This is a genomic window from Rhodococcus sp. NPDC055112, from assembly GCF_053607505.1.
In genome coordinates this window covers 25,809-45,830 of the sequence record NZ_JBSGTR010000013.1, presented here as the reverse complement: position 1 = coordinate 45,830, position 20,022 = coordinate 25,809, and the positions used below count along the sequence as shown (strand labels likewise).

The window sequence follows — 20,022 nt, the reverse complement described above, 5'->3', positions numbered from 1 at the left end:
TTTGACCACAGGAGGCCCCCGGTGGGTATCGAACTCCAGGATCTGATCAACGCAGCCCAGGCCCCCGCCGAAGGGACCACGGCCGCCGACGCCGTCGCCGCGCTCCTCGCAGAGCACGCCGCCGACCCCGAGCTGGACGTCGCCGCGCTCCAGGCCAAAGCAGTCGCCACGTTCAACGAGCTCCGCGAAAGTGGCGCCGACTCCGAAGATTCCATCGCCGCCGTCGAAGCCCTGGCCGACGTCGTCGACGGCACCCGCCTCGAGCAGGAGCGCCGCGACACCGCCTCGCAGGAGCACCAGGCCCGCCTCGACGCCCTCGCGCAGCGCGTGAACGCCGACGCCACCAGCGAGGAGGGAGACGGCGACGCCGACGCGTCGACGGAGGAGATGTCCGACTCCGAGACCGTCGCGGAGACGCCTGACACCGCCGCCGACACCGAGGCCACGGCCGAGCCGCAGCTCGAGGCCGTCACCGCGTCCGCCCGCAAGCCGGTCCGCAAGGTCCGCCTCTCCGACATCGAACGAAAGACGGTCGCGATGCCCACCCGCAACCGGGCCGGCGCCGTGATCACCGCCGCCGCCGACGTTTCAGGCTTCGCCCCCGGGCAGCGACTGTCCACCGCGGAGCTCGCCGCCGCGGCGAACACCAAGCTGCAGGCATTCCCGTCCGGCCCCGTCGAGGGTGCACAGATGCGGGCATCGGTCGCGCGGATCAACATGCCGTTCTCGGACGACCTTGTCGCGGATGGCACCAACGACCAGGACGTGATCGACCACGCAGCCGACACCTCGCGCTTGAGCGGCGGCTCGCTCGTCGCGGCCGGCGGCTGGTGCGCACCGTCCGAGACCCTGTACGAGCTCGGCGGCATCCTCGCCGACGCGAACGCCGGCCTCATTGACCTGCCCGAGGTGCAGGCCAAGCGCGGCGGTCTCCGGTTCACCGAAGGCCCCGACTACGCGGCGATCTACGGCGCATCGGACCTGGGCTTCATCCAGACCGAGGCCCAGGCCATCGCTGGCAGCGGCTTCACTACCCCCACCGGCGGCACCGTCGCCGGGACGGAGAAGCCGTTCTACCGCGTGCCGTGCCCCAGCTTCACCGAGGTGCGTGCAGAGGCGGTCGGTCTCGGGATCAAGGCCGGGATCCTGCAGAACGACGCTTACCCGGAGATGACTGCGGAGATTGTCGAGCACGCGCTGATCGCGCACGCCCACAAGGTGAACACCCGCACCATCAACCGGATGGTCACCGAGTCGGGCAGCGCGATCACGTTGGCGCTCGGACCGTCCGCGACCACGGCGATCCTCAACGCGGTCGACATCCAGCTCATGGACTACCGCTACGCGAACCGGATGAGCGACGGCGCGGAGCTCGAGGTCAAGCTGCCCCTGTGGCTCAAGGCCGTCATCCGCAGCGACCAGGCGGTGCGCAACGGCTCGACGGTCACCGAGTCGTACGAGGTCACCGACCAGAAGATCGAGGCGTGGTTCAAGGCGCGCAACGCCGTCCCGCAGTGGCTGTACGACTGGCAGGACGCGTTCTCCGGCGTCGCCGGTGGCTTCGGTGCCGTTACCGCGATCACGTCGTGGCCCGACACCGTCGACATCCTCATCTACAAGGCCGGCACCTTCGTCCGGTCCCGCGGTGAGGTGATCAGCCTCGATGCGATCTACGACTCGACGAACATCAAGGTGAACGACTTCCACCGCCTGTTCGTCGAGGAGAAGCTGCTGGTCATCAAGCGGCGCTGGAAGGCCCGCCTGCTGCGGATCGCGCTGTCGCTGAACGGCACCGTCGGCGCCTCGCAGATCCTGGACGCTGACGGCAAGATCGCGCCGGTCACCCCGTAGTCGACCGCCGGGCACACCTGACCCCCTCGCAGGTGTGCCCGGTGGTTTCCACTGACCAGCACACTCTTTGGAGGCTCCGGTGGCTGTCGCCCCGCCCATCTACGTCGCAGCGCCGACGATCACCCCTTCGCGCTACGGTCTCGCAACCGCCGGAGACCTCGTCATCGAGTCCGACCTGCACTTCCGCAACGGCATCGAGCACGAGCAGAATCCGTCGGGGCCAGCGAAACTCTCGGCGGCCGAATGCGCCGAAGCCCCGAGTGCGACCCGCACCGTGGACGACGGAATCCCGACCGTCGAGTCCGGGCCGATCATCGTCTACAACGGCTTCACCTGCCGCGCCGTCGGCCTCACCGAGGACGACATGCTGTCCCGCGCCCGACTGGCGCTCACCGGTGGTGAGTGGGCAGCCGTGGAGCGCGCGGTGTGGGCCTCCGCCGACCCGCTCCGCTTGATGAACAACGGCGACGTCGACGGCGCCGAGACGGAAGTACTCACCACCCAGGCGGTTTCGCTTACGAAGGGCGTCGGGCTGCTCGAGGACCTCCTCGCCGACCAGTACGGCGGCGTCGGGGTCATCCACGCACCCCGCGCAGTCGCAGGGTTCGCCGCGAAGGACCGGCAGGTCGACACCGAGAACGGCCGCAAGGTCACCAACCTCGGAACCCGCTGGTCGTTCGGCAGCTACCCAAACACCGGCCCCAACGGTGCCTCGGCAGCCGCGGACACCGCGTGGCTCGTCGCGACCAGCGCGGTCGCCATCCGCCGCAGCGAGATCGCCCAGCGGCCAGTCACGTTCGCCGAAGCCGTGAACCGGCGCACCAACGAGGTGTTCGCGATTGCCGAACGCACCTACGTCGTGTCCTGGGAATGCGTCCAGGCCGCCGCCCTCGTCACTCTCACCTAGGAGAACCACGATGCCTTCGATCATCCCCACCTCCACCGAGCAGGCCGGCGAGATCGCCCGCCGACTCCTCGACGCCGCGGACTCCCCGGACGAGGTCATCACCGACACCTCCGGACGCACAGTCGCATTCACCGTGTCCGACGAACTCGCGGCCAAGGCCGGGTTCGGCGGTCCGTCTGCGGGCGTTGAGGAGACCGAGACCGAGCCCGAGCCCGAGACCGAGCCCGAGCCCGAGACCGAGCCCGAGCCCGAGACCGAGCCCGAGACCGAGACCGTGGCCGACGAGCCGCCGCGCGACGGAGCCGGGTCCGGACTGAAGGCGTGGCGCGAGTTCCTCGACGTCAAGGGCTTCGCCTACGACGATTCGGACAAGCGCGACGAGCTCATCGCCAAGTGGGACCTCGCGACGACCGCGGCCGGAGCTGCACCGAAGGACGCCTGATGGGCGAGGGACAGCCGATGGTGGGGGCCGCCAGGGTTTCGAAAACCCTGGCGGTCATCGCCGCGTTCACCGGCCTGCTGTACGTCGGCCCCAGCTTCTGGGTGCGTCGGCCGATGCCTGACGGGCAGCTGTCCATCGTCGTCGCGATCGAATCATGGGGCCCGGTATGGCCGATCGTGTTCTTCGCCGCCGCAATCGTTCTCGCTGCATCAGCACACACGCGCCGGTTCGTCGGATACGCACACGCGATCGTGGCCGGCGTGTGGGGCTTCTACGGATCCGCGGTGCTCCTGTCCGCCGTGTACGCCGAACCGCCCGCCCCGATCCTGACCGGCGGCATTGCGATCGGCGCCTCCGCTTTGCACCTCGCGATGATCCGCGTTTGGTCCGACCTAGGGGTGAAATGAATGAGACCGTCGGGATCGTCCTCGCAGCGATCAACGGCGTCGGCATCATGGTCGGCGGCCTCATCACCGTGTGGAAGTCCGTAGCCACCACCAACGTGAGGACCCTCGAGCAGCGCCTCGACACAGTCGAAGACGAACTCGAGATCGAACGCGAGTTTTCCACCGCGATGGCCGCGTGGGGGCACGACGCGAGGGTCGAGGCGGCCGCGCAGGGGATCACCCTGCCTGACATCCCGCAGCGCCGACATCCGAAGGGACACTGACCATGGCTATTCCCGCGTACGGCTCACTGGTCCCGCTGATCGGCCGAATCAACACATCCGTCCTCGCGATTGGGCAGGTCCGCTGGTTCACCTGGTCCGCCTACTTTCAGCAGCTCGTCGAGCACGGGTACGCCGACATCTACGACCCAATGGAGCCCGGGGTCGTAGTCGCGCTCAAGGTCGACGGCACCGCCGCCACCTACGCATCGCTGCCGACGACTGGGCTCACGCCGGGCATGGTCTACGTCGTGCAGGAGAATGGCCGCGCCTACGTGTGGAACGGGACTGCGTGGCCCGCGCAGGCATCCGGGATCTCGATTACCGGCCCGACCGGACCGGGCGGTGTGGGCATAGCCAACATCACCGTCTCCGGAACCAATCTCGTGTTCGACATGACCGCCGGCCCGGACATCACCCGTGCAGTCCCCGCACTGGAGGACGCACAGGCTTGGCGAGACCAGGTCGAGCAGTTTGTCCAGTTTCTCCAGACCACCGTGGCGCCTGAGGTCGAGGGAGACCGGGCTGCCGCTGAGGGGGCGGCGGCCGCTGCCGTGACTGCGCAAGGCGTCTCCGAAGGCGCGCGGGATGCGGCGCTCGGCGCGCAAGGTACGGCGACCACCGAGGCGAACCGGGCTCGGGACGAGGCCGACGACGCGGCAGAATCCGCGACACTGGCCGGGGGGCACGCCGACGCGGCGGGCCAGTCTGCCGGTGCGGCCGCGACCGCGAAGGGTCAGGTCGACACTACGAAGGCCCAGATCGACACCATAAAGGGCGAGATCGACACCGCTCGGGTCGACACTGTCGCTGCGAAGGATGTTGCGGTCACGGCACGTGGCGAGACGCTGGAGTTCCGAGATCAGGCGGAGCAGATCGTCGCCGACGCCGCCGCCGGTGTTGTGCCTGACGGAGGGGTCACGACACCGAAGATTGTCGACGGTGCCGTCACGGGGCCCAAGCTGGCAAGCGCAGTGCAATCCAGCCTCGCCAAGGCGGAAAGTGCATCGCAGCCAGGTCACACCCATCCCCAAGCAGACGTCACCGGTCTGGTCGCGACGCTGGGCAACAAGGAGGACAAGAACGCGAAGGGGGCCGCAAACGGTTACGCGCCGCTGGACGCGAATGGCTTCGTCCCGCCCGCGAACCTCCCGTCGTACGTCGACGACGTCCTCGAGTACGCCAACCTCGGCGCACTGCCCGGGACCGGCGTCACGGGCAAGATCTTCGTCGTCCTTGACACCGGCAAGATCTACCGGTGGTCGGGTTCGGCGTACGTCGAGATCAGTCCCTCTCCGGGCTCGACGGACTCGGTTACTGAGGGCGCAACGAACAAGTACTACACCGATGCCCGCGCCCAGGCAGCCAACGCCGCCGCGATCGGCGGCCGCGCGGCGAATGCGTCCGGCCAGACGAACATGGTGTGGGTCGGCACGCAGGCGGCATTCGACGCGCTCTCATCCGGGGTCAAGAACGCGCTCGGCTTCATCGGGCATATCTACTGATGGCCGGGGTCAGGATCGGAAGCGGGTCGGCGTCGAACCCGCTCAAGAAGGTCATGGTCGGCACCGGCTCGGCTGTCGCGGCCGTCCGTAGAATCATGGTCGGCACAGGCTCGGCCTGCGTGCAGATTTGGGCCAATGCCATCGCGATGGGCCTGGAGAAGATCGGCGACCAGAGTTCAGGCTCCGGGGCCTGGGTGCTGGTCACCGGATGGGGTACCAAGTCCGGGTTCGGCGAGACCGTGCAGGAGAGCAACGGCATCCGAATACAGTCGGGGCAGTACGACATCGAGGGCAAAGTCACTCGCGGGTCAAACCGCGTGATGGGTCAGCGTCTTTACCTCGGGTCGACGATGGTGGCCGAGTCCTCCTCCGGGAAGTCCGTGTCGGTCTTCCGGGTCTCGCTCCCGAACTACAACGTGACCGACCCGGACAACCTCCTCACCCTCCAGTCCATGACCGCGACGAGCAACAGCATCCTCGGCGGCGCTGGAACTTACCTCGTGGCCACTCCGTCCGAGCCCGGCCCCAAGAAGATGGGCCTGGACAAGTATGGCGACCAGACGATCCCCAGCGGTGTGGAGACCCTGCTCATCGGCTGGTACTCCAGAGAGGGGTTCCCTGGAACCGTTCAGGGGTCGGACGGCATTGTGATGCGGGCCGGGACCTACAACCTGGCCTACAAGCAGTCCACCGGGTCCAGCGCGGCTGTACAGATCAAGCTCTATCGCAACGGGGTGTGGGTCGGCTCCGGGGCCAGCTCGGGAGGATCGTCCGTCCTCACCTTGTCCGGCACTGAATCCGGCGTGACCTTCGCCGATGGGGACATCCTCACGATGAAGATCCTGTTTCCCTCGGCGACACGGACCGTTCTCTCGGACCCTGAATCCACCTACCTGACAGCGACTCCCGCCTAGCCGGGGAACCGCGCCGCGTTCCGGCGCGTCCAACCCTGCATGAGTCCAGCCGAGCTCGTCCTGCTCGCGGAGCTGCACGCCGACGGCCGCCCCGCGGTGCTCGCCGCGGCCCGGCAGGATCCCGAGTGCGCTCGGGTGCTGGCTGCGCTCGATCTCGTCGCGTGGGACCTGCGCCAGCTCGGAACGAAATGATGTCGTTGATCTAAGGAGAATCAGAACAGGGTTTCGGGATGTTCGACAACGACTTCGCTCCGTTTGCGCCTCGGGCTATTTTCCGGAAACCGCGGCCCTTTGCCGTAGCGAACAGCGCTACCCCGCTTCTGCGTCGACGTTCGGGTAATTATCTCTCTACCAACAAGCTCGCGCAAAATGTCTCGAGCAGCATATACGTCGAGGTCGAACAATCGCTGGATCGTTGCATTGTTGACAGATTCATACTCGCGGACATGGTCGATTACCTTCTTCTCTACCTCGCCACTGCTGCGCGTGTGATACGTAACAGCAGGACCAAGACGCGCGAGAACTTCACCGCGGAAACGATAGTTTGGGTTTCGGCGGTTCCGCGTTCCGGATGTCGGTTCAATAAGTTCGATGTCTGAGTTCGACAGATGGCGTAGCGACTCTTCGGCATCGGCGGTATCTCGCTGAATTAATGGGGCGATCTGGGAAGCAGTGACACTCCTCTTGGTGCATAGCGTTAGAAGAATGATCAGCGTGTCCGTATCGTCCTTGAGTCCAATGGGGAGCTCAGCGACAAGTCGGGCAATGTTCGCATTGGGTGGATCGCCCCTGAAGACGACCTCGACCTGTTCTGAGTCGCTGGAAATTGCAGGCAATGGCCTCCCACTGCGTGCCATCTCGCGAAACATGCGGTTGACGCCTTGACCTAGATACTCACCCCAGCCGAAGGTGTTGAATGCAGTAGCGAGGAGGGGGTATCGAGGTTTCGTTCCACGGGTCAGGATGTTTTCTGGTGTTACTCCGGCCACCAGGGGGCCGGGCGAATCGATTTCAAGGATAAATGGAGAGTGACGAATTAGAACTGGTCGGTTTTCGCGGTAGTCGCGGTGGGTCAGTGCGTTAGTTAGCGCCTCACGCAGGGCAACGGAGGGATAGTCCTCGATTCGAAGTTGATGTCCACTTGCGAGATTCACAGGCGTTATCGTTAGCCTCGCCGTGATTACGTCGTACGCTTCCGCGAAGCATGTGATCAATGGTGTCGTCCATCGACGACTGTAGTCAGCTTCGCCCGACTTCGTTTTTCGGTGCTGGTACACAAGAACTTCTTGTGGGCCACTTGGGGCTCGCGATACAAATAGAAGTTCACCTGCGCGAGTTAGCCGCTGATCGTCACAGACCAAACCCAGGCGATTGAGAAGCTCGGCGGGTGGAGCGACAGCCAACCGTTGCTTGGCTTCATCGCCCGATTCGCGGAGAAGTTCGCGGGCGCGGTCAAGTGCACCAGGATCGATGTCGTCAATCCGGCTATCAGACGGGCCCGAAGACCAGTCGCGCCCTCGGCGTTCGTCCGCGAGCCGGCTGACTTCGGACGGATTCATAGGTCGGCATTTGTCGCCTTGACGTTGGGTGTAGGCGCCCTTAGATGTCGCGTAGACCTCAACCCCCTCCGGGACCGTGATCGCCAGCAGGCGGGCGCCGTTGTAGTCGACCGCTTCGACGGACACGAGGAGGTGCGGCGTCGTTAGGTCATAGAGTCTGGTCCGGAGCAGATCGGCGTCGATGGAAGTGCCAATGAGTGCATCGGGCCCACCCGGAGTGTCCCTGACGCCGAGTACGACCGTTCCGCCACCAGCGTTCGCAAAGCAGACTGCCGCCTCCGCAATGTCAACAGCGGTTTCCTTCAGGCTGCCCTTCTCGGTTTTGAAATCTAGGGTGCTTGACTCGCACTTGTCTGCCGACGTTCCGCTGTTGATGCGATCGAGGAACGCTGTAAGTGGTGTCATGCTTTGAGTCTAGTTTGAGTCAAGTAAAAGATTGTAGGCATCCCCAAAGTCTCCTCAAAGTCGGGCTCTGCGTCTACTTGGCCTGAGTGGCAAGGTCCGCGCCATCGGGGATCAGGTGGCCCTGCGCGACGAGGTGGTCGAGGATGGCGTAGATGCCGTCCCGTGTTGCGGTCGCCGGGTCCATCTCGTGGCCGGCTACCTCGTTGCGGTACACGGCGAACAGCTCTTCGACGAGGGCGTCGCGGGCCTGGGCGGCGTCGAGACTGTTGGCGATCGCTCGAGCCTCCTGAGCGTCAGGCACGTCAGGGCAGGCGTCCAACACTTGGGCGTATGCGCGGTACTTCTCGGCGGTGATGTCGGTGCTCATACGGCCTCCTTGAAGGTCGCAGTGGTGGCAGCAGTGCCGTCAGGAAGGCTGATGCGGGCCGGTGCTTCCCGAGCTGCTGCTCCACCGGCCCGCGCCATCGACCCTAGCAACTATCGAACGGCTGTGCGAATAGTTCTAAGCTGGGGGCATGGCTGTGCATGTCGAGCCCAGGCCGACTCACTGCGCGAATGGCCACCTGCTCGGCCCGCGTCGATGCCTCGTCGGCTGGGAGCAATGCGCGTGCGCCAACGCCTGGCGCGGCGGGCACCGAACGCACTACTGCCGCGAGTGCGGCATCACGATCCGCACGCCGCCGTGTGCCGGGGCCGCGCCGCAGCGGGACCGGTGGGCGGCCAATGGGTAACCCCGCCCTCATTGGCGTTGGACCCGCAGCTCTGTACAGCACCCATCGGCGGTGATAGAACGAGAATCGGTTGAGTCCACAGCCTCAGATCGCCCTCTTGTGCGGGGGTTCGTCGGCGCCCGGAGGTTCACCATGCGCAGCTCGCCCACTCGGTCCGAACGCCCAGGATCCAGAAATTCAACGGTTCGTGAGACCCGCACGAGGGACCACAGCATCGATGCGAGCGTCATATGGATCGTGGGTCCGGTAGATGCGGCATCGCTGCCGGAGTTCGTCGCCCAGCTCGACGCCGGGATTCGCAAGGCGAGACCCTGTCTTGTGGTGGACCTGTCCAAGGTGACTTTCCTGTCCGTTTCTGGGGTCGAGGCGCTCGCGGCAGCGCGCTGGCGTGCCGGATGCGAAGGCGTGGACCTGCTCCTGGTCGGAGGTCCTCACTGCGTCGACCGCGCATTGGACGTCACCGGCACTCGGCGGCGGTTTCGCACATTCGGTTCCCTCCGGCTGGCGGTCGAGGAATGTCGCCGGATGGGGTCGCCGTCCTGGTTAGCGCTGGTTGACGATTGCTGATCGATGGGGTCGGCCCCGCAAGGCGCACCGGGGGGAGTGCCAGGCGGGGCCTTCGCCGCCTCGGGAGCGGCGTATCACACCGTAGCCGGATCCGGGCCTGGTAGCCGGTTGAATGCCTCGTCGTCACCTCGGCGGGCTCTGGGAGATGTGTTCGCGCAGGCGGCGTAGAAATCTCTCGCGATGCCCGTGGAGGAGCTCCGCCTCTGCCGCATGCACGGCCTCTTCGTGTTGCTCGACCCTGCGTAGTTCGAGTGCGCGGGTGACGCGCGCCGGGGCAGTCTGCTCGTGGAGTCGGCAGGCGCGAGCCGCGGCCGACTCGTCATTCAGCAGGTCGGCGGCCGCGCGGTCGCAATCGATGAGAATTCGCTCGAACCTCAGGCGCACCGCGGACTCCTCGGGGAGCCGCACGACAGCGACGTCCTCGATCAGCTGGAACGGAAGGCGTGCGAGCCGGTAGTTGAATCGGGCCATCGCCATCGGGAGGCCGAGCACGGTCCTACCGTATCGGCGGCGCCGTGATGCAGGCTGTGGATAACCGTTGTGGAATTCGTTCCACCTCTTGCGTCGGAAGAGGCGTCGGTGAAGCCTGGTTGCTGGACCACGCGTGCACGGCGTGAGCCGCACTCCCTACAGCCGTGCATGCACGCGAGAGGCCGCCGGTGTGTCAGGACGCCGACGGCCTCGCCCGTAGAGCGGGCTTTGGTGCCAGCCGTGCGCCGGGCCGCGGCCGCTGGGCGCGCGGTGGACGACGTGACGGGCCTACATTCGAGCGAGGAGCTCGGCCTTCTTCGCTGCGAATTCCTCTTCGCTCAGCACTCCCAGATCGCGGAGCTCGGCGAGCTTCCGAATCTGATCCGCCAGATCCGGCGCCGCCGAAGAGGCAGCCGCAGCAACCGTGGCCGACGCGCCACCCAGATTCGCCTTTACCTGCCGGAACGCCTGGATGAATGTCTCACCTCGCCCTGGGGCGACCTGCTTGATCTCCGCGGCACGGCCGGAAATCGAGATGCTGATGACCTCACCTCCCAGCTTCTGTGCGTGACCGAGTGAGCCGATCGCTGAGATGTCGAACTCCTCGACCTGCGCGCCGAGCATGGACTTGTTGAAGAAGAAGAGTCGCTGCGTGGTTAGGACCAGCATTCCCTGGTTACCGTCGTAGATACCCTGAGCCAGTTCGACGACACGCTCATCGACGTGGATGAACTGGGTCAGTGCTGCGGCCTCGCGGAAACCGAAGAAGCGCCCCACTTTGCCGAGTCGGCCCAGCGCATCGGTTACACCCAGGTCGTCGATCGCGATTCCCGGCATCGCTTCCATAATCTCGGACAGGACGGCGCTGTGCTTGTCCCCCTGCATGTCAACCGACCACTCGATGAGCGTCGTCGAGGCGGACTCTTGCCGCACGCCAGCAGTGACCGTGGCTGCCCACCGGTTCTTCATGATCGAGCGTTTCGCGGTGCCCGTGATCGGGTTGCTAGAGGCCGAGACCTCCAGCCCAGCCGCATGCATGCCGGCGCCAATAGCGCTGAATGTCTGATCGAACGGGGCCAAAGTGCGCGTGGTGGAGGTACGAACGATTCCCATGCTCAGGATCCAATCACGACATCGGTCGTGTCGATTTGTTTCCGTGACCCCGCCTCAATGTTGTCACGGACTATCCTGACCGGTGAGAGCTGCTGGCTGTGGGCCGGGCACCCCGCTCCATTCGGAGGTCCCCATGCCCACCACCATCTGGCCCAGCATCCGCTCCCACGTCGTCCGCACCACGAAGCTCGACGCCTGCGGCGCCCCCGCCATCGGCCCCAAGTCCACTGCCGTGTCCGACGGCCACATCTCCATCAAGCTGTCCCCCCAGTACGAGGACGGCGAGGAGACGAACCAGAAGAACGCGGGCGGAAAGCTCATCGTCGTCGACAAGGCCTCCGATCAGCTCAAGTACATCAACGTCGAGATCGTGTTCGCGAAGGTCGACCCGGACATCTTCAACATCGTGACCGGGCAGCCGATCGTCCTCGATCACTCCGGAGCCGCCACCGGTATCCGGCTCGGCGCCACCATCGACACGAACGTCGCGGTTGAGACGTGGACCGACGTCCCCGGTACCTCGTGCGGCCCGGACGGGAAGCTGTACGGGTATGCGCTCCTGCCGTACCTCAAGGGCGGCCGGCTCGGTGACTTCTCCTTCGAGAACGCGCTCGCGAACTTCACCATCTCCGGTCGCACCGAGGCGAACTCGCCGTGGGCAAAGGGCCCGTACAACGTCGTCCTGAACGCGATCGTCCCTCCGGCCACCGAGCCCGCAGCGGGGAAGCTGCTGTCCGTGATCGCCGCGGATCAGCACCTGCACATGGAGCCGACCGCAGTCGCTCCGCCGGCGCCGACGGCCGGTGCGGTCGCACTGACTGCGTGACGATTCCAGCTGACGTGGCGGGCACTGTGCTGGTGCCCGCCACGTCACGATCGAAAGAGGCGCCGTGAGCGGACCATGCGAGTGGACCATCGAATCGAGCAGCCCAGAATGGGAAGCCGCCGAGCCTGACGAGCGGGCTGTCGCAACCGAGCTCGCGACGACGATCCTGTGGTCGTTGACCGGGCGCGTGTTCGGGCCGTGCGAGGCAACAGTGCGGCCATGCTTCGGGCCACGTGAGCACGGCTCGACGTACCAGGGGAAATCCGGAGTCGGGCGCGACGCCTACTGGTGGCCCGGCCTCATCAGCCAGACATGGGCGGTCGGTGGGTGCGGCTGCTCCCGGTCATGTGACTGCGTTGGCCCATCAGAGGTCGCGCTCCCCGGGCCGGTGCACTCGATTGTGAAGGTCACCGTCGACGGCCAGGTGGTGCCGCCATCGGCCTACCAGATCCGAAACAGTCGCTGGCTGATCCGCGTCGACGGACAGGCATGGCCCCAGTCGCAGGACCTCACCGCGGCCGACGACGCCGACGGTGCGTTCACCGTGACCTACAAGCAGGGAATCGCGGTACCGCTCGCCGGGCGCCTCGCAGCCGGGGATCTCGCCGTGGAGCTGCTCCGCGCGCGGAAGGGTGGCCGCTGCAAGCTTCCAGACCGCGCAATCTCCGTGTCCCGGCAGGGCATCGATATCCAGATGGTCGACGCGCAGGTCCTGTTCGAGCAGGGCCTGACCGGGGTCGCGTCGGTCGATCAATGGATCGCCACGGTGAACCCGCACAAGGTTCGGTCCCGGCCGGCTGTGTTCTCGCCGGACGCTCGTCGTGTGGAGAGGCTCCGCTGATGGATGTCGGTGTGTATCAGTTGGCGGCGACGCTGGTCGGGGAGTTGTCGGCGCAGCTCGAGGACACGAGGGCGGGCGCGGTGCGTTTCGCGACGGTCCACCCCGGGGACACGGTCCCCGCGTACGGGTGCGGCTGCGGCACGGGGGAGGGGCAGGCGTGGGTCCGGGTGGTGGGTATGTATCCGTCGGTGAACTTCCCTGAGCCGTACGTGATCCCGCAGCCTGGCGCGCCGATCGTCTGGGCGGTCACCCTTGAGATGGGCGTCGACCGCTGCTATCCGTCGCCCGAGCAGAACGAGATGCCGACACCGGGCGAGCTCGACTCGGCGGCCCGGGACGCGATGGACGACGCGGCGGCGATGCGTCGCGCCGCGATGTGTGCGTTCGATCGCAGTGTTCAGGCGGTGCCGGGGATGTGGGAGCCGCGCGGACCCTCTGGTGGAATCCATGGCGGCGTCATGGCGGTGACAGTCCTCGTGGACGTGGCGTGCGGCTGCGACAGTGAGCCGCCGCAGCTCGACGCGATGGTCCCGCCAGTGTTCGGGGATCCGAGGTTCCCTGCCTAGCATCACTGGCTGTGGGGTGTGTTCACTGTATCCTCGGGCAATGGCCACAGTGCGAGTTCGTGCAGAGCAGACGACCGTCGACTGGGAGCAGGGCGCCGAGTTCGCAGTGGAGCGGACTCCGTTCCTCGACATGCTGATCGCCGACGGACGACTCACTGTCCTCGAGGAGGTCGGCGATTTGGACAGCGACGGCGAGACGGTCGACGCCGGAGACGAGGGGGAGCCGGCGCCCGGAGCCGACGGGGAGGCCGCGCCGATCAAGCCCGTGAGCACGCCTGCTCGACGGCGAGGTGCGCAGGAACAAGATGATGCCTAGCCACGTTGAGGTGCACCACGCGCGGATGCGCGCGGCACTCACGACTGACGCCGGAAGGTGGGCGAACAGCGTTGGCCGGCAGGTCGTCAACCGGGCGAAGGCCCGCAGCCCTGTCGACGAGGGGCGTCTCCGGTCGTCGATCTCGCACACCGTGCGGATGGGTCCGTCGAGTGTGAGCTTCCGTGTCGGTTCCCCCCTCAACTACGCCCGCTACGTCCATGAGGGCACCGGCATCTACGGGCCGAAGAAGAAGCCGATCGTCCCGGTCTCGGCGAAGGCGCTGAAGTTCCAGACGCCGAAGATGATCGGCCCGCTCCCCGCCGGCGTGAAGCATGCGCCGAAAGGGAAGCGCGGCTTCGTGTTCGCGAAGTCTGTGAAGGGCTCCCCGCCGAATCCGTTCCTCACCGACGCCCTCAAGGACGTCTTCGGCACCGCGCGCGTCACCACCCGCAACCCCCAGTAGCCCTCCGGAAGGACCACCATGCCCCCACGTACCCGCAAGCCCGCCACCACGAAGCCGTCTCAGGCCACCGGCGAACCGACCGAGGCTGAGGTCACTGCGGCACTCGATGTTCTCGACAAGACCGACGCCGAACTCGAGGCCCTCGCGCTTGTCGACGACGACGAGAACCCGATTCCCGACGAGCTCCAGTTCACCACCGGCAGTACCCCAACCGTGGACCGCAGCGAGGCCGAGGCCGAGGTCTTGTCCGTCGACGGCCACGAGCTGATCGCATTCAAGCCTGAGCCGGCAGCATGGAACCTGCTGATCGGTGCGATGTCGAAGTCCGCCACCGCATCCGACAAGGCTTACGCGGTCATGGACCTGGTCAACCACGTTTTCGACGACGCCTCCCTGATGTACATCAAGGAGCGACTCATGGCCCGCGGCGACTCCTTCGATCAGGCGTTCCTCGAGAAGATTGTCGTCAGTCTGATCAAAAGGTGGACTCCCGACCTGAACCGGGCGCAGCGCCGCGCGTCCGCCCGGGCCCGCCGATAGCCAGTGGCCACACCGTGGGGCCGCGACCCCACCGCTTGGACGCTCGACGGCCGGGTCATGCATGTGACCCGGCCGCCGCTCATCCAACTCATCGGCCTGGTGATGGGGTACACCCCGATCCACGTCGTCTTCGGAACGCTCCGCGACCCAGACGACCGGCAGTACCTCTACGCCCAGGTCATGGACAAGTCCTCCGAAGTCGACAACGACCTCCTCGACGACGTCGCGGACGCGCTGGTGCTCGAGTGGTTCGGCCTGCCCCGCTGGACAGTCCAGGAGCTGTGGTGGCGCGCGATCGGTCAGTGGGCCGATGTCGATGGCAACCTCGCCTTGCGAGGCGTTGACATCCTGCAGATGTCGCCGCAGCGCGCGACGAGCACCGTTCGGGCGCTGCTCCAGAAATGGGTGGCCGGCGACGACAATCGGCGCGAGCAGCTACGCCACGACCTCGAGACTGCGCCGCCTCGGGTGGCCCGCGGCGAACAGCACCGCGAGGTTGAGGCGGAGGAAGCCGCGTTCGACTGGAACCAGGCGCTGGCTCTGGTCACGGCAACACAGGCCAGCGGCGGCGGCTGATCGGGGCTAAGCCCGATACCCTTCTAGTAGATCGCCGCTGGCTGTGGGCCGGGCACACGAGGATGTGTGAGCCTGGAGGCCCTGCGCGGTGACTGCCCCGTACGCGAACGCTGTCGTCCAGGCGACCCTCAAATGGGATGACATCGACGCCGAGTTCGAGCGGAATGTTGTTCGCGCCACGGAGCGGGCAGTCAAGGCGGCGCAGAAGCATCTAGATCGCATCAAGCTCGCAGCAGATGTTCACCTCGATGCGGACACCGGCAAGTTCCGGCAGGTCACGCAGTCGATCCTTGACAGAGCATCACTGACTGCGGATGTGCGACTGCGGGCGGATACCGGACTCTTTCACGCTGATGTGCGCAATGCGGTGAAAGGTCTAGCGGACGCGAAAGTCAAGGTCACTCTCGACTCTGGGGCGATTCAGCCGTTCGTCGCCGATATCGAGAACCGGCTGCGGGCCGCGAAGATCACGGCACCGGTGTTCTTGGAGGTCGCGAACGAGGCGCAGTTCCGTGCGCATATCGCGCAGCTGACTCAGCCGGTCACGCAGCACGTGATTATCCAGACCCACGGAGGTGGAGGTGGGGGAGGAGGCGGCGGCAGCTTCGGTCCCGACCGCCTCTCACTGTCCCTCGGGAAGGTCGCCAGCGCCGGGCTGAAGACCGCGGGCATCGCGTCGCTGATTGGCGCGATCGGCGGCGCCGCCGGGTTGGCAGCCGGCGCGGTCGGAGTTCTGGGCGTCGGATTGGCGGGGGTCGCGGCCGCAGGAACTGTCGGCATCGGCACCACGGTCCTCGCGTTGCAGGGCGTCGGCGATGCGTTCTCCGCACTGGGCGACGCTGCGACGTCCGCGGGCCCGGACGCAGCCGCACAGGCGAAAGCGGTCACCGCGGCAGAACGTGGACTTGAGCAGGCGCACCGCGGCGTGGAGACCGCGAACCGCAGACTCGACGATTCCAACCAGGGACTTCGAGACTCCGAGAAGGACGTGCTCGATGCGAAGAAGGACGTCCTGTCCGCCGAGCGTGATCTCACCACCGCACGCAAGGACGCGACACGCCAGATCGAGGACCTGAACTTCGCACTCAAGGGCACCGCGATCGACGAGCGCGACGCCGAGCTGGCAGTCGCGCGCGCTCGGGAGGCGTACGACAAGGCGTTCTCCGACCCCAAGGCGTCTGCGCTCGATCGCGCGGAGGCCGCCCTCGGGGTCGACAAGGCGCTGCGCCGGCAGGAAGAAACCCTGCGCCGCAACACCGACCTTCAGAACGAGGCCGCGGAAGCGAACACGAAGGGGGTCGCAGGTTCGGATCAGGTAGTCGCGGCGAAGGAACGACTCGTTGATGCGAACGACCAGGTCGCGGTGGCCGAACGCGGAGTGCGCGATGCACAGCGCGATGTGACGGACGCCCAGCGTGATGTCGCGGACGCGCATCGGGCTGTCACCGATGCGGAGAAGGAGCTGCAGGACGCGTTGACGGGCACGTCGTCGGGTGCGGACAAGGCGGCGCAGGCCCTCGCGAAGCTGTCTCCGAACGCCCGCGACTTCGTGCTGGCGATGATGGCCACCAAGCCCGTGTTCGACGATCTGAAGAACGCGGTGCAGGACGCAGTGTTCGCGGACCTAGGCGCCGTGTACTCCGACCTCGCGAAAACCGTGCTGCCGCAGCTGAAAGACGGGCTGACAGGGGTGGGCGGCGCGATCAACGGCGCCGCCAAGGACTTCGCAGCCTTCTTCTCCCAGCCTGAGGCGATCAAGGCGCTGAACGCGATCTTCGCCGGGACCGCGGACCTGATCACCTCGATGCAGCCGGGTCTCGCACAGCTCACCGCCGGTCTACTCGACCTTGGTCAGGCCGCTGCACCTGCCATGGGCATGATCGGCGAATCCCTTGGCGGGCTCGTCGGCACGATCGGGCAAGTCTTCACTGACGCCTTCGAATCGGGCGCCCTCACTCAACTTTTCGAGACGTTCTCCACTGTCATCGACGGATTGGCCGAAGGTCTCGGGCCGCTCCTGACTGCACTGATCGATCTCGGCAACGTTGTTGGTCCGGTCCTCGGCCCGTTGTTCGAGACCCTCGGCGAGTCGCTTGCGGCGCTCGGTCCGTCGCTGGGGCAGCTTGGTGTCGCCTTCGGCGAGGGACTGATCGAGGTTCTGCCGGTTCTGTCGCAGTTCATTTCCATGATCGCGGACGGGCTGACGCCGATCATGCCGATCCTGGCGGACCTGCTCGTCGCGGTGGGCAACGCACTGATGCCGCTGATTCCGCCGCTGTCTGAAATTCTCCAGGTTGTCGGCATCGCCCTCGTGGACGCGGTGAATGCCCTTGCGCCCGCGATCGGTCCGCTTGGCGAGGCCTTCGCGGCGCTCGTCTCCGCGCTGGCGCCGATCCTGCCGCTCGTCGCCGAAGTCATCGGCATGCTCGTCACCTCCCTCGCGCCGGCGCTGACCACCATTTTCAACGCCTTCGCGCCGGTCATCACGCAGCTGGTGGAGCAGCTGCGTCCAGTGTTCGATCAGCTGGCGCCGATCCTGGCCGATGTGGCGATGCAGATCGGCACGGTCCTCGCAGCCGCAATCACCCAGCTGACGCCCATCTTCCCGACGCTGATCGACGGGTTCTCGCGGATCATCGCCGCGATCGCACCATTCCTGCCCCAGCTCCTAACGATCTGGGCCGACTACCTGCCGAAACTCATCGAACTGTTCATCTACGTGGTCGACAACGTGCTGCCGCCGCTGGTGACCGCATTCGAGTGGCTCGCGAGGAACGTCTTCCCGCTTGTCGTCGACGCTATCCGCATCATGGCGGACACCCTCGGGGACCGCTTCACCACTATCAAAACCGTCCTCCAAGACGCCAAGGACTTCATCGGCGGAGCAGTCGATGGGATGAGGGGCTTCTTCGAGGGGCTCGGATCTGCGGTGAGCATCATTTGGGATGGAATCGTCAACGCGATCAAGCGTTCCGTCGGCGTGATCGGCAACATCATCAAAGGCGCTGGCTCCGCTATCAAGTGGGCACCAGGGCGACATGGCGAGGACCTTGAACGGACCGGAAAGAGCCTCGTCGACTGGAGCAACACACCAACGCGCGCAACTGGCGGCGCGGTTTCGGCTGGCCGCCGAGCGAACGGTCTGCTCTACGGCCCGGGCACTGGGATCTCGGATTCGATTCTCGCGCTTGGCGCCGACGGGATGCCGACCGCGCGCGTGTCTGCCGGGGAGTGGGTCACTCCAGAGGCCGCCGTCAATGCCAAGACACTCCCGGTCCTCGAGGCGCTCCGCCGCGGCTGGGTGCCATCCTCGGACTTCCTGCGCGCGATGGTGTTCGGCGGCGGGCTCCCCGGGTACGCCAGCGGTGGCGTCGTCGGGTCGTTCCAGGACCTCGCCGCCCAGTACGCGCCGGGGCTGACCCTCACGTCCGCAGAGCGGTCCACGAACGACTACCACGGCCAGGGCATGGCGGTGGACTACTCGAACGGTTCCGGGAACTCCGACGAGCAGCTGGCCTGGGCGAACTTCCTCGCCGACAACTACCAATCGCAGCTCGCCGAGCTGATCTACAGCGATCCGCGCTTCACCCGGAATATCAAGGACGGCAAGATCGTCGCTGCTTCGTTCTACGGTGCCGACATCATGGCCCAGCACGAGAATCACGTGCACGCCGCCGCGACCTCCCCGTTGGGTGCGCCGTCTGATGCCGCACCCGGGCCCGATGAGTCCGGTCAAGCCGGGGCGCCTGACACGCGGACCAACAAGCAGCGGTACGTCGACGAGATCGTCGCGGAGGGGCGCCGCCGGGGGATCTCCGACAAGGGCATCAAGACCGCGATCGCGGCGATGCTCGCCGAATCGGACGGCGTCATGTACGCGAACGAGTCTGACGCGGACTCGATGCAGTACGCGCACGATGCGGTCAGCACGGACTACGACAGCTCGGGGCTGTTCCAGCAGCGCAACAACGGCGCTTGGGGCACCGCGGCCGATCGGATGGATCCGGCTCGTTCCGCGGGGATGTTCTACGACCAGCTCGCGAAGCATGACTACGAGAACATGGACCCCGCGGCAGCGGCCCAGGCTGTGCAGCGCTCGGCGTTCGCGGACGGCTCGAACTACCAGGCCAAGATGACCGAGGCGGCTGACCTGTATGCAGATTCGGATCGCCGCCAAGCCGAGGGAGCGGCGGCGTCGGCGAGTAGCCCGGCCGCGTCACCGGGTGCCGCTGGCACGCAGGATGTGCGCGTCACGAACTGGCCCAGCGGGCTCGGGGCGACGGGCTCGGCGGTCACCTCCGCGGCGTCGACCGCCGCATTCGCGAGCGGAGCCTCTATTCCACCGCCGGTGGTCGTGTCCGCGGCTGCGGCAGGGGTCCCGTCCACCGCATTCGACCCGAACAACACCGGCTACGACGACTCCTACTACGACGATCAGATCGCTCGCGGCGGTGTCGACGGCGCGAACGCGTGGCTCGCGCGGCAGGACTTCCAATCGCAGGCCAACGAGTGGGGCCTCAACGCGCTCAAGGAGGTCGGCGGTCAGTTCGCTGAGCCGGTTGGCCTCGACAGTGCGTGGGGCGGCCTCGTGGACCGCTCAGCCGCATCGCTAGCAGCGCCTCCAGCTCCTCGGGGGGACACGACCATCAACAACACCTTCGTCGGCTACCAGGGCACTCCGCAGCAAATGATCGCCGAATGGGAGCGCTCGCTGATGCAGCGAATGGCCCCTGTCGCAGACACGTTCAGGAACGGATAGCCC

General features: G+C 66.3%; 21 protein-coding genes. 17 read left to right on the top strand and 4 right to left on the bottom strand.

The annotated features are described in order from the left end of the window. Positions 1–21 precede the first annotated feature (21 nt). The 8 genes from ACWFRB_RS09275 to ACWFRB_RS09240 all read left to right on the top strand — a co-directional run bounded on the left by ACWFRB_RS09275 (position 22) and on the right by ACWFRB_RS09240 (position 6,478). Positions 22–1,851 carry a major capsid protein gene (locus ACWFRB_RS09275; RefSeq protein ID WP_452640475.1) on the top strand — a complete coding sequence of 610 codons (1,830 nt, stop codon included), beginning with the start codon at positions 22–24 and terminating at the stop codon, positions 1,849–1,851. A gap of 79 nt (positions 1,852–1,930) precedes the next feature. After that, positions 1,931–2,758, top strand: coding sequence for a hypothetical protein (locus ACWFRB_RS09270; RefSeq protein WP_452640473.1), 828 nt, complete (start codon positions 1,931–1,933; stop codon positions 2,756–2,758). A gap of 10 nt (positions 2,759–2,768) precedes the next feature. After that, positions 2,769–3,200 carry a hypothetical protein gene (locus ACWFRB_RS09265; protein WP_452640471.1) on the top strand — a complete coding sequence of 144 codons (432 nt, stop codon included), beginning with the start codon at positions 2,769–2,771 and terminating at the stop codon, positions 3,198–3,200. Further along, the gene (locus ACWFRB_RS09260; protein WP_452640470.1) at positions 3,200–3,607 is read left to right on the top strand and encodes a hypothetical protein; all 408 of its coding nucleotides are present in this window, start codon (positions 3,200–3,202) and stop codon (positions 3,605–3,607) included. Before ACWFRB_RS09265 ends, ACWFRB_RS09260 begins: the two co-directional genes overlap by 1 nt. Then, positions 3,604–3,870, top strand: a complete 267-nt coding sequence (locus tag ACWFRB_RS09255) for a hypothetical protein (RefSeq protein ID WP_452640469.1) — start codon at positions 3,604–3,606, stop codon at positions 3,868–3,870. Before ACWFRB_RS09260 ends, ACWFRB_RS09255 begins: the two co-directional genes overlap by 4 nt. A gap of 2 nt (positions 3,871–3,872) precedes the next feature. Further along, positions 3,873–5,372: a hypothetical protein gene (locus tag ACWFRB_RS09250; RefSeq protein ID WP_452640468.1), complete on the top strand. Its 1,500-nt coding sequence runs from the start codon at positions 3,873–3,875 to the stop codon at positions 5,370–5,372. Further along, complete coding sequence (locus ACWFRB_RS09245; protein ID WP_452640467.1) at positions 5,372–6,286, top strand: hypothetical protein; 915 nt, start codon at positions 5,372–5,374, stop codon at positions 6,284–6,286. Before ACWFRB_RS09250 ends, ACWFRB_RS09245 begins: the two co-directional genes overlap by 1 nt. A gap of 39 nt (positions 6,287–6,325) precedes the next feature. Beyond that, on the top strand, positions 6,326–6,478 hold the full coding sequence (locus ACWFRB_RS09240; protein ID WP_452640466.1) for a hypothetical protein: 153 nt from the start codon (positions 6,326–6,328) through the stop codon (positions 6,476–6,478). Between the two features lie 20 nt (positions 6,479–6,498). Here ACWFRB_RS09240 and ACWFRB_RS09235 read toward each other — a convergent pair whose 3' ends face one another. Both ACWFRB_RS09235 and ACWFRB_RS09230 read right to left on the bottom strand, forming a co-directional pair. Beyond that, on the bottom strand, positions 6,499–8,250 hold the full coding sequence (locus ACWFRB_RS09235) for an RNA-binding domain-containing protein (RefSeq protein ID WP_452640465.1): 1,752 nt from the start codon (positions 8,248–8,250) through the stop codon (positions 6,499–6,501). A gap of 73 nt (positions 8,251–8,323) precedes the next feature. Then, positions 8,324–8,617 (bottom strand): hypothetical protein, encoded by a 294-nt coding sequence (locus ACWFRB_RS09230; RefSeq protein WP_452640464.1) that lies wholly within the window; start codon positions 8,615–8,617, stop codon positions 8,324–8,326. Between the two features lie 496 nt (positions 8,618–9,113). Here ACWFRB_RS09230 and ACWFRB_RS09225 point away from each other — a divergent pair, with 496 nt between their 5' ends. Further along, the gene (locus ACWFRB_RS09225; protein WP_452640462.1) at positions 9,114–9,548 is read left to right on the top strand and encodes an STAS domain-containing protein; all 435 of its coding nucleotides are present in this window, start codon (positions 9,114–9,116) and stop codon (positions 9,546–9,548) included. Between the two features lie 123 nt (positions 9,549–9,671). Here ACWFRB_RS09225 and ACWFRB_RS09220 read toward each other — a convergent pair whose 3' ends face one another. After that, positions 9,672–10,040 (bottom strand): hypothetical protein, encoded by a 369-nt coding sequence (locus ACWFRB_RS09220; protein WP_452640461.1) that lies wholly within the window; start codon positions 10,038–10,040, stop codon positions 9,672–9,674. A 267-nt stretch (positions 10,041–10,307) separates the two neighbouring features. Further along, entirely contained in the window at positions 10,308–11,132 is an 825-nt protein-coding gene (locus ACWFRB_RS09215) for an SHOCT domain-containing protein (protein WP_452640460.1), read from the bottom strand. Positions 11,133–11,265: 133 nt separating this feature from the next. On the opposite strand from ACWFRB_RS09215, the gene ACWFRB_RS09210 reads away from it, so the two are divergent. The 8 genes from ACWFRB_RS09210 (at position 11,266) to ACWFRB_RS09175 (ending at position 20,019) form a co-directional block, all read left to right on the top strand. Beyond that, positions 11,266–11,958, top strand: coding sequence for a hypothetical protein (locus ACWFRB_RS09210; protein ID WP_452640458.1), 693 nt, complete (start codon positions 11,266–11,268; stop codon positions 11,956–11,958). A 388-nt stretch (positions 11,959–12,346) separates the two neighbouring features. Beyond that, positions 12,347–12,799: a hypothetical protein gene (locus ACWFRB_RS09205; RefSeq protein ID WP_452640457.1), complete on the top strand. Its 453-nt coding sequence runs from the start codon at positions 12,347–12,349 to the stop codon at positions 12,797–12,799. Next, positions 12,799–13,365 (top strand): hypothetical protein, encoded by a 567-nt coding sequence (locus ACWFRB_RS09200; protein WP_452640456.1) that lies wholly within the window; start codon positions 12,799–12,801, stop codon positions 13,363–13,365. The genes ACWFRB_RS09205 and ACWFRB_RS09200 overlap by 1 nt, the downstream gene beginning before the upstream one ends. 40 nt (positions 13,366–13,405) lie before the next feature. Further along, positions 13,406–13,681: a hypothetical protein gene (locus tag ACWFRB_RS09195; RefSeq protein ID WP_452640455.1), complete on the top strand. Its 276-nt coding sequence runs from the start codon at positions 13,406–13,408 to the stop codon at positions 13,679–13,681. After that, the gene (locus ACWFRB_RS09190; protein ID WP_452640453.1) at positions 13,674–14,144 is read left to right on the top strand and encodes an HK97 gp10 family phage protein; all 471 of its coding nucleotides are present in this window, start codon (positions 13,674–13,676) and stop codon (positions 14,142–14,144) included. Before ACWFRB_RS09195 ends, ACWFRB_RS09190 begins: the two co-directional genes overlap by 8 nt. Positions 14,145–14,162: 18 nt before the next feature. Beyond that, positions 14,163–14,684, top strand: coding sequence for a hypothetical protein (locus ACWFRB_RS09185; protein ID WP_452640452.1), 522 nt, complete (start codon positions 14,163–14,165; stop codon positions 14,682–14,684). A gap of 3 nt (positions 14,685–14,687) precedes the next feature. Then, positions 14,688–15,260, top strand: a complete 573-nt coding sequence (locus ACWFRB_RS09180) for a hypothetical protein (RefSeq protein WP_452640450.1) — start codon at positions 14,688–14,690, stop codon at positions 15,258–15,260. Positions 15,261–15,348: 88 nt separating this feature from the next. Further along, complete coding sequence (locus ACWFRB_RS09175; RefSeq protein ID WP_452640449.1) at positions 15,349–20,019, top strand: phage tail protein; 4,671 nt, start codon at positions 15,349–15,351, stop codon at positions 20,017–20,019. Positions 20,020–20,022 lie beyond the last annotated feature (3 nt).